Source organism: Enterobacter sp. 302C9, assembly GCF_034106085.1.
GTDB lineage: Bacteria > Pseudomonadota > Gammaproteobacteria > Enterobacterales > Enterobacteriaceae > Enterobacter > Enterobacter asburiae_B.
In genome coordinates this window covers 1-13531 of record NZ_JAWNBW010000003.1, presented here as the reverse complement: position 1 = coordinate 13531, position 13531 = coordinate 1, and the positions used below count along the sequence as shown (strand labels likewise).

At 52.9% G+C, this 13531-nt stretch carries 11 protein-coding genes and 1 rRNA gene; 10 read left to right on the top strand and 2 right to left on the bottom strand.

Annotation, left to right across the window (positions count from 1 at the left end):
- Positions 1-15: 15 nt before the first annotated feature.
- The 3 genes from fis (at position 16) to UR289_RS07990 (ending at position 2875) form a co-directional block, all read left to right on the top strand.
- Complete coding sequence (gene fis, locus UR289_RS08000; protein WP_000462905.1) at positions 16-312, top strand: DNA-binding transcriptional regulator Fis; 297 nt, start codon at positions 16-18, stop codon at positions 310-312.
- Between the two features lie 177 nt (positions 313-489).
- The gene (locus UR289_RS07995) at positions 490-654 is read left to right on the top strand and encodes a DUF2556 family protein (protein ID WP_008502862.1); all 165 of its coding nucleotides are present in this window, start codon (positions 490-492) and stop codon (positions 652-654) included.
- A gap of 139 nt (positions 655-793) precedes the next feature.
- Positions 794-2875 carry a bifunctional diguanylate cyclase/phosphodiesterase gene (locus UR289_RS07990; protein WP_320709688.1) on the top strand — a complete coding sequence of 694 codons (2082 nt, stop codon included), beginning with the start codon at positions 794-796 and terminating at the stop codon, positions 2873-2875.
- Here the strand turns inward: UR289_RS07990 and envR are convergent.
- Positions 2791-3510, bottom strand: coding sequence for an acrEF/envCD operon transcriptional regulator (gene envR, locus UR289_RS07985; protein WP_320709686.1), 720 nt, complete (start codon positions 3508-3510; stop codon positions 2791-2793). The two genes, UR289_RS07990 and envR, sit on opposite strands and share 85 nt — an antisense overlap.
- A gap of 385 nt (positions 3511-3895) precedes the next feature.
- Between envR and UR289_RS07980 the strand changes: the two genes are divergently transcribed.
- From UR289_RS07980 to UR289_RS07950, 7 genes are all read left to right on the top strand, one after another.
- Positions 3896-5035: an efflux RND transporter periplasmic adaptor subunit gene (locus UR289_RS07980; protein WP_320709684.1), complete on the top strand. Its 1140-nt coding sequence runs from the start codon at positions 3896-3898 to the stop codon at positions 5033-5035.
- Positions 5036-5046: 11 nt separating this feature from the next.
- Entirely contained in the window at positions 5047-8160 is a 3114-nt protein-coding gene (locus UR289_RS07975) for an efflux RND transporter permease subunit (protein ID WP_320709683.1), read from the top strand.
- A gap of 303 nt (positions 8161-8463) precedes the next feature.
- Entirely contained in the window at positions 8464-8685 is a 222-nt protein-coding gene (locus tag UR289_RS07970; protein WP_008502867.1) for a lipoprotein, read from the top strand.
- 473 nt (positions 8686-9158) lie between these two features.
- Positions 9159-10184 (top strand): amino acid ABC transporter substrate-binding protein, encoded by a 1026-nt coding sequence (locus tag UR289_RS07965; RefSeq protein WP_023333654.1) that lies wholly within the window; start codon positions 9159-9161, stop codon positions 10182-10184.
- A gap of 67 nt (positions 10185-10251) precedes the next feature.
- A complete protein-coding gene (locus UR289_RS07960) occupies positions 10252-11433 on the top strand; it encodes an amino acid ABC transporter permease (RefSeq protein ID WP_023309438.1) in 1182 nt (393 codons plus the stop codon).
- A gap of 9 nt (positions 11434-11442) precedes the next feature.
- Entirely contained in the window at positions 11443-12546 is a 1104-nt protein-coding gene (locus UR289_RS07955) for an amino acid ABC transporter permease (protein ID WP_033146777.1), read from the top strand.
- Positions 12547-12553: 7 nt separating this feature from the next.
- Positions 12554-13312: an amino acid ABC transporter ATP-binding protein gene (locus tag UR289_RS07950; protein ID WP_010436211.1), complete on the top strand. Its 759-nt coding sequence runs from the start codon at positions 12554-12556 to the stop codon at positions 13310-13312.
- Positions 13313-13418: 106 nt separating this feature from the next.
- Here UR289_RS07950 and rrf read toward each other — a convergent pair.
- A 5S ribosomal RNA gene (gene rrf / locus UR289_RS07945) occupies positions 13419-13531 on the bottom strand; the annotation flags it as partial.

The window sequence follows — 13531 nt, the reverse complement described above, 5'->3', positions numbered from 1 at the left end:
AGAGCTGACAGAACTATGTTCGAACAACGCGTAAATTCTGACGTACTGACCGTTTCTACCGTTAACTCTCAGGACCAGGTAACTCAAAAGCCCCTGCGTGACTCGGTTAAACAGGCACTGAAGAACTATTTTGCTCAACTGAACGGTCAGGATGTTAATGACCTGTATGAGCTGGTACTGGCTGAAGTTGAACAGCCACTGTTGGACATGGTGATGCAATACACCCGCGGTAACCAAACCCGCGCTGCGCTGATGATGGGTATCAACCGTGGTACTCTGCGTAAGAAACTGAAAAAATACGGCATGAACTGATACTAATCAGTTAAATGCTTGTTTAAAAAGGCGCTCTTCGGCATGGGGAAGCGCCTTTTTTATTACCTGCGCTTCTCCGTCAACGCATTGTAAACCTTCGCCTCTCCTGCTTTTCAACCCCGGTTTTTCGTGTATATTTCCCCCACCTTAGTGGCGATCTTCCTGCGGAATGACACAATGATTCGTAAATACTGGTGGCTGGTTGTTTTTGCAATCTCCGTTCTCATTTTCGATGCACTCCTGATGCAGTGGATTGAACTGATGAGCACCGAAACCGATAAGTGTCGCAATATGAACTCCGTCAATCCGCTGAAACTCGTGAACTGCTCAGAGCTCGACTAACCGCCCGATTGCGCAAATCACCCCGTTATTACCCACTAAAAACGGGGATTTAAATCCCTTTGAGCCATTACCTGACGGTGATAATGTCTCGCCCTTCTCAACCGCTCTAGCGTAACCCCACACTCGAGTAGAACCGTCCATGCTGGTCAGCCAATACAACCCTATCCTTGTCGTCCTCTCCTTTGTTGTTGCCATTCTTGCTGCGTATACCGCGCTGAACATGGCTGCACGCGTCGCCGGGAGTCAGGGCGTCGCTGCCCGCGTCTGGCTGGCTGGCGGCGGTATTGCTATGGGGATTGGCGTGTGGGCCATGCATTTTATCGGCATGCTGGCGATGGACCTCTCCATGAGCATGAGCTACAACGCCACCCTGACGGTGCTATCCATGGTCATCGCCGTGGGTTCGTCGCTGTTTGCGCTATGGCTTGTGAGCTGCGAGCAACTACGCCTGCGCCGACTGCTGCCCGGCGCGCTGGTAATGGGAAGCGGTATTGTGGCCATGCATTACACCGGCATGGCGGCGCTGGAGGTGATGCCCGGGATAATCTGGGACAAGGTCTGGGTGGCCATTTCGGTCGTGATTGCGCTTGCCGCTTCGCTCGCGGCATTATGGCTGACCTTCCGCCTGCGTCGCGAAGCCGCGCAGGTCGTGCTGATGCGCATGGGTGCCGCCATCACGATGGGAATTGCCATTGCCGGCATGCACTATGCCGGGATGAAAGCGGCGCAGTTTCCGATGTCCACAATGGTTCACCATGAGGGGATTAACGGGAGCTGGCTGGCGGTGCTGGTCAGCGTCGTCGCGCTCTCTATTCTTGGGATCACCCTGCTGGTGTCGATGCTGGATGCCCGCCTTCAGGCACGCACCGCCCTTCTGGCCTCGTCGCTGGCAGAAGCTAACCGGGAGCTCGCTCAGCTGGCGCTACACGATACCCTGACGCGTCTGCCCAACCGTATCCTGCTGGAAGACAGACTCGATCAGGCCATCAGCAAAGCCGATCGTGAAGGGAATCACTTTGCCCTGATGTTCATGGATCTTGACGGCTTTAAAGCTATCAATGACGCCTACGGCCATGATGTCGGTGACAGGCTGCTGGTCGCCGTTACGCAGCGTCTGCTGCTTCTCCTGAAAGGCCAGTTCACCCTTGCACGCATCGGCGGTGATGAATTTGTTCTGCTGGCAGAGGGAGAAGGTCCGGACGACGCGGCATCGCTGGCGAATTCGCTGGTGCGCGCGATCGATAGCCCCTTCAATCTCAGCCCCTATGAACTGGTGGTGACCCTCAGCATTGGTATCGCGCTGTACCCTCACGACGGCAAAACCGAGCGTGAGCTGATGTTTAACGCCGACGCGGCGATGTATCACACGAAGCATATGGGCCGTAACGGTTACCACTTCTTCCAGCCCTCCATGAACACCCTGGCGCAGACCCATCTCCAGTTAATGAACGATTTGTGGATGGCGATCGATCGCAATGAGCTGCGCCTGCTGTATCAGCCAAAATTTCACGCCCCGGCGGGCCCGGTCCTCGGATTCGAGGCGCTGTTGCGCTGGCAGCATCCTAAGCAAGGGTTACTGACGCCGGACCTTTTTCTGCCGCTGGCGGAAAAAACGGGGCTGATCGTCCCGATTGGCAACTGGGTGATTAATGAAGCCTGTCGCCAGCTGCGGGAATGGCATCTTCAGGGACATCAAAGCTGGTCAATGGCGGTAAACCTGTCGACACTGCAGTTTGAACAACCTTCGCTGGTTAAAACGGTTCTCGACTGCCTGGCACTTCACCAGGTGCCACCGGAAATGTTGATCCTCGAAGTGACGGAAACCACGGCGATGAGCAACCCGGATGAGAGCGTACGCGTGCTGACAGAGCTGACGAATGCGGGGGTGAAGGCCTCCATTGATGATTTTGGCACCGGATATTCGAGCCTGCTGTACCTCAAGCGCTTACCGGCCTGTGAATTGAAAATCGACAGGGAGTTTGTGCAAGAGCTCAGTGGCGAGAGCGAGGATGCCACTATTGTCTCAGCGATTGTGGCTCTCGCTAAAACACTTAACCTGAAAGTTGTGGCTGAAGGTGTGGAAACCGAAGCGCAGCAAGCCTTTTTAACCGAGCTGGGCTGTAACACCCTTCAGGGTTATCTGTTAGGTAAACCCGTCAGCGCGCAGACCATAGAAGCACTTTGTGCCCGAGGGGAAATGTTACCTGGCGCTGAACAGTAAGCACCCTCATCTGGCGACACGCGAATAACCGGGAGTGTCGCCAGTATGCTATCGACCAGAGCGGGAGCCTGCTGATAAAGATTAAAACTGTCGTTATTCATTAACCAGTTTTTAATTATTCCGCTAAAAAAACCGTGCAATACAATCAAGGTGAGATCAACATTCACCTGTGGCGAAATGATGTTTCGCGAAATACAGGTCTCCAGCGCGGCGCGTAGCGTGTCATCGTTGAATCCGATACGCTTTCTAATTTCACGTTCAGAAATCATATCGCTGCTAAATTCACACTTATGATACAGAATTTGTAAAAGCGCACATTGCCGGGGTTCATGGGCAATATACTGCAGCGCAGTAATAAATTGCTCACGAAGTTTTAACAATGGATCGTCACTATCGGAAAAGGAAAGCCTGTCGTGAATAATCTCGCGAAGCGGTAATTGCTGTTCCCAGATGGCATTAAATATTTCAGATTTACTGGTGAAGTGCCAGTAGATCGCGCCGCGCGTCACCTTAGCAGCATCAGCGATATCCGTCAGCGTCGTGCTGGCTACGCCCCGCGTCGCAAACTGTTCAATAGCCGCCTCAATCAGCTGCTGCCGGGTTTGTTGAGCCTCTTCTTTCTTTTTACGCGCCATAGGCAACTACTCGTTACTCACAAGGTTTAAAAGTAATATTGCGTTCATGCAAATGTAAGTATTCACTAAAATCCGTTTTAATTTTGCACAAAAAAAGTCACCCCTCTTAATTTATAATCAATATAAATATATCGCTCCAATTAAATTGGCGGAGTGAATAATTAAAAACATTAAACTCATTTACCTGATTAACATGCCTGAAGTATATCCCTGAATGGACCCGGTCTGATTCTGATTTTTTCTACAAGCATGGTCATTCGCACTTATAAATTAAAAAACATTAAATACCCTCATTATTATACGCAGCTACATTTTATTTTTATCCCTCTGCCCCTGCTACCGATTCGCGGCATATATCGGTGAATGGGTATTTAAAGGAACAGTAATGACGAATCATTTCAGACGCTTGCCCTTATCCGGTTTCATTGTCTGCGCGGTACTGCTCACTGGATGCGATGGTCAGGAAAATCAACGGCAACACCAGCAGGCGCCTCAGGTCAGCGTGCATATTGTGAAAAGCGCGCCTCTGGCGGTCACCACTGAACTCCCGGGCAGAACAGATGCATTTCGCGTTGCGGAGGTTCGTCCTCAGGTTAGCGGCATTATCCTGCGCCGTAACTTCGCGGAGGGTAGCGATGTAAAAGCGGGCGAGTCACTTTACCAGATTGATCCTGCGCCCTATCAGGCAGCCTATGACAGCGCGAAAGGCGAACTGGCGAAGGCTCAGGCGGCGGCCAATATGGCGCACCTGACGGTGAAACGTTATCTCCCTCTGGTAGGCACCCAGTATGTCAGTAAGCAGGAGTATGACCAGGCCGTGGCGACGGCTCAGCAGGCAGATGCCAGCGTGGTTGCCGCAAAAGCGGGTGTTGAGAGCGCACGTATCAACCTTGCCTACACCAAAGTGACCTCTCCGGTTGATGGTCGTATCGGAAAATCCAGCGTGACCGAAGGGGCGCTGGTGACGAACGGGCAAGCCGCAGCGCTGGCAACGGTCCAGCTTCTCGATCCGATTTATGTTGATGTCACCCAGTCCAGTAATGATTTTATGCGCCTGAAACAGACAAGCCTGCAAAAAGGTGATATCGCCAGCAACGTTGAGCTGCTGATGGAGAACGGGCAGCCCTACCCGCTAAAAGGCACATTGCAGTTCTCTGACGTCACGGTCGATGAAAGTACCGGCTCGATCACCCTGCGCGCCATTTTCCGGAACCCTCAGCATCTATTGTTACCCGGCATGTTCGTTCGCGCCCGCATTGATGAAGGCACCCAGCCGGAGGCGATTCTGGTACCACAGCAAGGCGTGACCCGTACACCGCGAGGCGATGCAACCGTCCTGGTGGTGAATGATAAAAATCAGGTTGAGCCGCGAACCGTCGTGGCCCCTCAGGCAATTGGCGATCGCTGGCTGGTGACGGAAGGGCTGAAAAACGGTGACCGCGTGATTGTCAGCGGGCTACAGAAAGTCAGACCCGGGGTAACCGTCGTCGCCACGCCTGATATCACCACGACGCCAGCCGGTTAAGGGACGACGACATGGCTAATTTCTTTATTCAAAGACCGGTTTTCGCCTGGGTACTTGCCATCATTTTGATGATTGCAGGCGGGCTGGCCATTCTCAAACTTCCCGTCGCACAGTATCCGACCATTGCTCCTCCCGCCGTGGCGATATCCGCGACTTACCCGGGAGCGGACGCTCAAACGGTGCAGGATACCGTGACCCAGGTTATCGAACAGAACATGAACGGTATCGATAAGCTGATGTATATGTCCTCCACCAGCGATTCAGCGGGTAATGTCACCATCACCCTGACCTTCGAGTCAGGAACCGATCCGGACATCGCCCAGGTACAGGTGCAGAACAAGCTGCAGCTCGCCATGCCGCTGCTGCCGCAAGAGGTTCAGCAGCAAGGGATTGGCGTGGAGAAATCCAGCAGCAGCTTCCTGCTGGTCGCCGGCTTTGTTTCAGACAACAAAAATCTCACGCAGAATGACATCTCTGACTATGTCGCTTCGAACGTCAAAGATGCCATCAGCCGAACGTCTGGCGTCGGTGACGTTCAGCTGTTTGGCGCTCAGTATGCGATGCGCATCTGGCTCGACAGCAACGCGATGAACAAATACCAGCTGACGCCGCAGGATATTATCAACCAGCTGAAAACGCAGAACGACCAGATAGCAGCAGGCCAGCTGGGCGGAACGCCGTCCATTCCCGGGCAACAGCTGAATGCCTCAATCATCGCGCAAACCCGCCTGAAATCACCGGAGGAGTTTGGCCGCGTGACGCTCAAGGTGAATCAGGACGGCTCGATGGTTCATCTGAAGGACGTGGCTCGTATTGAGCTGGGTGGCGAAAACTACAACATGGTCACTAAAATCAACGGGCAGGCGGCAACCGGCCTGGGGATTAAGCTGGCAACCGGGGCAAATGCGCTGGACACCGCGGCAGCCATTAAGAGCAAGCTGGCGCAACTGCAGCAGTTCTTCCCGCAGGGGCTGAAAGTTGTCTATCCCTATGACACCACCCCTTTTGTGAAAATCTCCATTCACGAAGTGGTGAAGACCCTGTTTGAAGCGATCGTTCTCGTCTTCCTGGTGATGTACCTGTTCCTGCAAAACCTGCGGGCGACGCTCATCCCGACTATCGCGGTGCCGGTCGTTCTGCTGGGTACCTTTGCGGTTCTGGCGGCATTCGGTTTCTCCATCAATACCCTGACGATGTTCGGTATGGTGCTGGCGATAGGTCTGCTGGTCGATGACGCTATCGTGGTCGTTGAGAACGTTGAACGCGTCATGGTCGAAGACAAACTGCCGCCGAAAGAGGCCACGCAGAAGTCGATGGAGCAGATCCAGGGTGCACTGGTGGGGATCGCCATGGTGCTCTCGGCGGTCTTTATTCCGATGGCCTTTTTTGGCGGCTCAACGGGGGCGATCTATCGCCAGTTCTCGCTGACTATCGTTTCCGCGATGGCGTTGTCCGTACTGGTTGCGCTAATCCTGACGCCCGCACTCTGCGCAACGTTGCTTAAGCCCGTATCCGGCGACCATCATGAGAAGAAAGGCGGCTTCTTCGGCTGGTTTAATGCGCTCTTTGATAAAAGCGTGGAGCACTACAGCAACAGCGTGAGCGGTATTTTGCGTAAGACAGGGCGCTATCTGGCGGTGTACGTCATTATCGTCGGAGGGATGGCGGTGCTCTTCCTGCGCTTGCCTACCTCCTTCCTGCCCGAAGAGGATCAGGGGGTGTTTATGACGATGGTTCAACTCCCGGCGGGTGCAACCCAGACGCGTACTCAGCAGGTCCTCGATCAGGTTCAGGACTACTATCTGAACAACGAAAAGGCGAACGTGGAATCCGTCTTTACCGTAAACGGCTTTAGCTTTAGCGGCCAGGGTCAGAACGCCGGTATCGCCTTCGTCAGCCTGAAGCCCTGGGAGGAGCGCCCGGGGGCGGAAAACGGCGTCGAAGCCATTGTGAGCCGCGCGACAAAAGCCTTCAGTCAAATTACAGATGGCCTCGTGTTCCCGTTTAACCTGCCTGCAATTATCGAACTGGGTACCGCCACGGGCTTCGATTTTGAATTGATCGATCAGGCCAACCTGGGGCATACCCAGCTGACGCAGGCGCGTAACCAACTGCTCAGCATGGTGCATGAGCACCCTGACCTGCTGGTTCGCGTGCGCCCTAACGATCTTGAAGATACGCCTCAGTTCAAGCTGGATGTCGATCAGGAGAAAGCGCAGGCGCTGGGCGTCAGCCTTTCTGACGTCAACCAGACGATTTCGACGGCCTTAGGTGGCACCTATGTGAATGACTTTATCGATCATGGCCGAGTGAAAAAGGTCTACGTACAGGCCGACGCAAAATTCCGTATGTTGCCGGGAGATATTAACAACCTTTACGTGCGCAGCGCGAATTGGGAAATGGTCCCGTTCTCCGCCTTCAGCAACGCTCGCTGGGTGTATGGTTCACCTCGTCTGGAACGCTATAACGGGATGCCCTCTATGGAGATCCTGGGTGAATCAGCCCCGGGTAAAAGCACCGGTGAGGCCATGGCTATGATGGAAAGTCTCGCGGCAAAACTGCCTTCCGGCATCGGCTATGACTGGACGGGGATGTCTTATCAGGAGCGGCTCTCGGGTAACCAGGCGCCTGCCCTGTACGCCATTTCACTGATCGTGGTGTTCCTGTGCCTGGCTGCGCTGTATGAAAGCTGGTCCATTCCGTTCTCCGTTATGCTGGTTGTGCCGCTTGGGGTCATTGGGGCTCTTCTCGCAGCGTCGTTGCGCGGGTTAAACAATGACGTCTATTTCCAGGTCGGCCTGCTGACGACGATTGGTTTATCGGCGAAAAACGCCATCCTGATCGTCGAATTTGCTAAAGACCTGATGGATAAAGAAGGCAAAGGCATTATTGAAGCCACGCTGGAAGCTTCCAGGATGCGCCTTCGACCGATCCTGATGACGTCTCTGGCCTTTATTCTTGGCGTCATGCCGCTGGTGATCAGCACCGGGGCCGGGAGCGGCGCGCAAAACGCCGTCGGTACGGGCGTTATGGGGGGAATGCTTTCCGCAACGCTTCTGGCGATTTTCTTCGTGCCCGTTTTCTTTGTGGTTGTTCGGCGACGGTTTACGCACCATAAAGGTTAATGTTTCCCTGAAAAGGCACCTCTGGTGCCTTTTTATTTTTAACTTAAACAACCAATTAGGTTTTACATAAAGGAAGCATTAAGAATATGATGATTTGCATTAAGTAAAAACAGTCTCTTGCAACTCCATAATGTCTCCATTAATTCCTCCTGAAACCGACTTTTCTCCACGATTTTTACAAACTACATAATTTGAGATTATTCCTCGTGTAACGAGGACTTACCCCGGTGGTAAAATAACCTCCAGTTCGTTAATAGCCCTCCTGGCTTTATAGCGGATGAGAAATAATACTGAGGTAACATCATGAAAAGATTCATTTCCGTTGCACTTCTCGCTGCGCTGCTTGCTGGTTGCGCGCACGATTCTCCATGTGTACCGGTTTACGACGACCAGGGCCGACTGGTTCATACCAATACCTGTATGAAAGGCACCACCCAGGATAACTGGGAGACTGCGGGTGCTATCGCCGGCGGTGCTGCCGCAGTAGCGGGTTTAACACTGGGTATTGTTGCCCTCACGAAGTAACATCTGTTGAGAAAGCGCGGCTCTGGCCGCGCTTTTGCTTTTAATGAGTGCAATATTTTCAAATAAGTAAAAAAATAGCCCTGTAAATATTCACTAAATTAATCTAAGCCTGAAGTCAGTCACAACTTTTTCGCATATTCATTCAAATTACTTATTCTATCGTGATGATTTTCACACATTAAGATTATTGAATACCCTGCCAATATTCACGCTGAAAACTATCTCTTCTTTTTCCTGACCCAACTCGCAACTTTTGCTCCGATTTGTGGCACAGGTTGTAATTTCGCACCGTTCTGGGGCGCTCGTTTTATTTAAGCCTGTCTACACTCAGCATTAAGCGTTCACTCGTCTCTTATTTTGTCGAACGCAAAACTGGCATTACGTTTGCTTTATAAACGTTGGCCAAAGCCACAGACAGGTAAAGCGTTTAAAAACGCCTCTATAACGATAAATTTCGCCACACAGGATGCATTATGAAAAAGACGATGATAGCCAGCCTGGCCGCTGCAGGCATGTTGTTTGCCGTAGCCGGTCAAGCCCATGCGGGAACGACACTGGATGCCGTTAAAAAGAAAGGTTTTGTTCAATGTGGTATCAGTGACGGTTTGCCTGGCTTCTCTTATGCCGATGCGAACGGCAAATTTACCGGTATTGATGTGGATGTCTGCCGTGGCGTTGCAGCCGCCGTTTTTGGCGATGACAGCAAAGTAAAATATACCCCGCTGACGGCGAAAGAACGCTTTACTGCGCTGCAGTCCGGCGAGGTCGACATGCTCTCCCGTAATACCACCTGGACTTCCTCCCGTGATGCCGGCATGGGGATGTCATTTACGGGCGTGACCTATTATGACGGCATCGGCTTCCTGACCCACAATAAAGCGGGCCTGAAAAGCGCCAAGGAACTGGATGGCGCCACCGTTTGTATCCAGGCGGGCACCGATACCGAGCTGAACGTCGCGGATTATTTCAAAGCGAACAACATGAAATACACCCCGGTGACATTCGACCGCTCGGATGAATCGGCCAAAGCGCTGGAATCCGGCCGTTGCGACACGCTGGCCTCTGACCAGTCACAGCTGTATGCCTTACGCATTAAGCTGAGCAACCCGGCAGAGTGGATTGTCCTGCCTGAAGTCATCTCCAAAGAGCCTCTCGGCCCCGTCGTTCGTCGTGGCGATGAAGACTGGTTCTCCATCGTTCGCTGGACGCTGTTTGCCATGCTGAACGCAGAAGAGATGGGCATCAACTCTAAAAACGTTGATGAAAAAGCCGCTAAGCCATCCAACCCGGATATGGCACACCTGCTCGGTAAAGAAGGTGATTTCGGCAAGGATCTGAAGCTGGATAACAAGTGGGCTTACAACATCATCAAACAGGTGGGCAACTACTCTGAGATCTTTGAGCGCAACGTGGGATCGGAAAGCCCGCTGAAGATCAAACGCGGCCAGAACAATCTCTGGAACAACGGCGGTATTCAGTACGCACCACCAGTACGTTAAGTCATAGCTGTAACGGGCACTGCTCCGGCAGTGCCCACTCCAGAGTCATGGTTACTGAGGTTTCTTTATGTCCCATCGCCGCTCAGCCGTAAAAGGATCGCTATCCTTTTCTCATCCCGCGGTCCGCGCCTGGCTATTCCAGATTATTGCTATTGTTGCGGTTGTTCTCATCGCCGTGTATCTCATCCATAACACCATCACCAACCTGAATAACCGCGGCATTACTTCCGGTTTCGCGTTTTTAGATCGCAGCGCGGGGTTCGGTATTGTTCAGCACCTTATTGATTACCAGGAAGGTGACACGTACGGACGCGTGTTCGTGGTCGGTTTACTGAATACGCTGTTGGTATCGGCGCTTTGTATCGTCTTCGCGTCGATACTGGGCTTCTTTATTGGCCTGGCGCGTCTTTCTGAAAACTGGCTTCTGCGGAAACTGTCGACTGTTTACATCGAGACGTTCCGCAATATCCCCCCGCTCCTGCAGATCTTCTTCTGGTATTTCGCCGTACTGCGTAACCTTCCCGGTCCCCGCCAGGCCGTCGACGCGTTTGAGCTGTTTTTCCTCAGTAACCGTGGGTTGTCCATTCCTTCTCCTCAACCGGGTGAAGGACTGTACGCTTTTATCGGCGCGATTGTGATAGCGCTTGCGCTCTCTGCGGGGGTATTCCGTTTTAACCGCAAGCATCAGATCAAAACCGGTCAGCTTCGTAGGACCTGGCCCACGGCAGCTGTCCTGATCGTTAGCCTGCCACTAATAGCACACTGGCTGTTTGGGGCAGCGCTGCACTGGGATATTCCACATCTGCGGGGCTTTAACTTTCAGGGCGGGATGGTATTAATTCCCGAGCTGGCAGCCCTGACGCTGGCGCTGTCGATTTATACGTCCGCCTTTATCGCAGAAATCATCCGTGCAGGGATCCAGGCCGTACCTTATGGGCAGCACGAGGCGGCGCGCTCGCTGGGATTACCCCATACCGTGACGCTTCGCCAGGTCATCATTCCGCAGGCTTTACGGGTCATCATTCCTCCCCTGACCAGCCAGTATCTCAATATTGTCAAAAACTCGTCGCTGGCCGCTGCGATTGGTTATCCGGATATGGTGTCACTCTTCGCCGGAACCGTGCTTAACCAGACCGGACAAGCCATTGAAACCATCGCCATCACGATGTCTGTCTATCTGATCATCAGCCTGGTGATTTCACTACTGATGAACCTTTATAACCGCCGTATAGCACTGGTCGAGCGCTAAGGATCTATGATGACAAAAGCGATACTGTCGCACTCCTCGCGCCCTGCCAACTCGACAGGTGGACGTTTCATTCTCTGGGCGCGTAAGAATCTTTTCTCCAGCTGGAGCAACAGCCTGCTGACGATTGTCTGCCTGTGGCTCATGTGGGAATTGATTCCTCCCCTGCTGAACTGGGCGTTTTTACAGGCCAACTGGGTCGGTTCAACCCGAGCTGACTGCACGAAAGCCGGCGCCTGCTGGGTGTTTATTCATGAGCGTTTCGGTCAGTTCATGTATGGATTGTATCCCCATGAACAGCGCTGGCGGATAAATCTGGCGCTGGTTATCGGCCTGCTCTCTGTCGCGGCTATGTTCTGGAAAAAGCTGCCTCAGCGTGGACGCTATATTGCTGCCTGGGCCGTAGTTTATCCGATTATTGTCTGGGTACTGTTGTATGGCGGTTTCCTGGGACTGGAACGCGTTGAAACACGCCAGTGGGGCGGGCTGACGCTGACGCTGATTATCGCTTCAGTGGGGATAGCCGGTGCTTTACCGTGGGGGATTTTACTGGCCCTGGGACGGCGTTCAAAAATGCCGATCGTCCGTGTGCTCTCCGTTATCTTCATTGAGTTCTGGCGCGGCGTACCGCTTATCACCGTTCTGTTTATGTCATCGGTCATGCTGCCGCTTTTTATGGCAGAAGGTACAACCATCGACAAGCTGATCCGTGCCCTGGTGGGGGTGATTCTCTTCCAGTCCGCCTATGTCGCTGAAGTTGTACGTGGTGGTCTGCAAGCGTTGCCTAAGGGCCAGTACGAAGCCGCTGAATCCCTGGCACTCGGTTACTGGAAAACGCAGGGTCTGGTCATTCTCCCGCAAGCACTCAAGCTGGTCATTCCTGGTCTGGTCAACACGATCATTGCCCTCTTCAAAGATACCAGCCTGGTGATCATCATCGGATTGTTCGATCTCTTTAGCAGCGTGCAGCAGGCTACCGTTGACCCTGTCTGGCTGGGTATGTCCACCGAGGGATATGTCTTCGCTGCCCTGATCTACTGGATCTTCTGTTTTAGCATGTCGCGCTATAGCCAGCATCTGGAAAAGCGCTTTAACACCGGGCGTACACCGCACTGAGGAAATTATGAGCCAGATTACTATGACACCTGCCGACGCGATGATTACGCTGGAAAACGTCAATAAATGGTACGGACAATTTCATGTCCTGAAGGATATCAATCTCAAGGTGAAGCAGGGCGAACGTATCGTACTTTGTGGTCCTTCCGGTTCAGGGAAATCCACAACTATTCGCTGTATTAACCATCTTGAAGAACATCAGCAGGGGCGTATTGTGGTTGATGGTATCGAGTTGAATGAAGATATTCGCAATATCGACCGTGTACGACAGGAAGTGGGGATGGTGTTCCAGCACTTCAATCTGTTCCCGCATCTGACCGTTCTGCAAAACTGCACGCTGGCCCCCATTTGGGTTCAAAAGATGCCGAAAAAGGAAGCGGAGGCGTTGGCAATGCACTACCTTGAACGCGTACGTATCGCAGAGCATGCCAATAAATTCCCTGGCCAGATATCGGGTGGCCAACAGCAGCGTGTGGCTATCGCCCGTTCGCTGTGTATGAAGCCGAAAATTATGCTGTTTGATGAACCGACATCTGCCCTGGATCCGGAAATGGTAAAAGAGGTTCTGGACACCATGATTGGGCTGGCACAATCCGGCATGACCATGCTGTGTGTGACGCATGAGATGGGGTTTGCCAGAACTGTCGCTGACAGGGTGATCTTTATGGACCGCGGTGAGATTGTCGAACAGGCGCCGCCGGATGAGTTCTTTGCCCATCCGAAGTCAGAACGTACGCGAGCATTCCTGTCACAGGTAATTCATTAGTTGTTTGCACTGCCGGGTGGAGGCTTCGCCTTACCCGGCCTACCCTTTTTTCGGCGCATAAACGCAAAAAGGCCATCCTTTCGGATGGCCTTTTCACTTATTTGATGTCTGGCAGTTCCCTACTCTCACATGGGGAGACCCCACACTACCATCGGCGCTACGGCGTTTCACTTCTGAGTTCGGCATGGGGTCAGGTGGGACCACCGCGCTAAAGCCGCC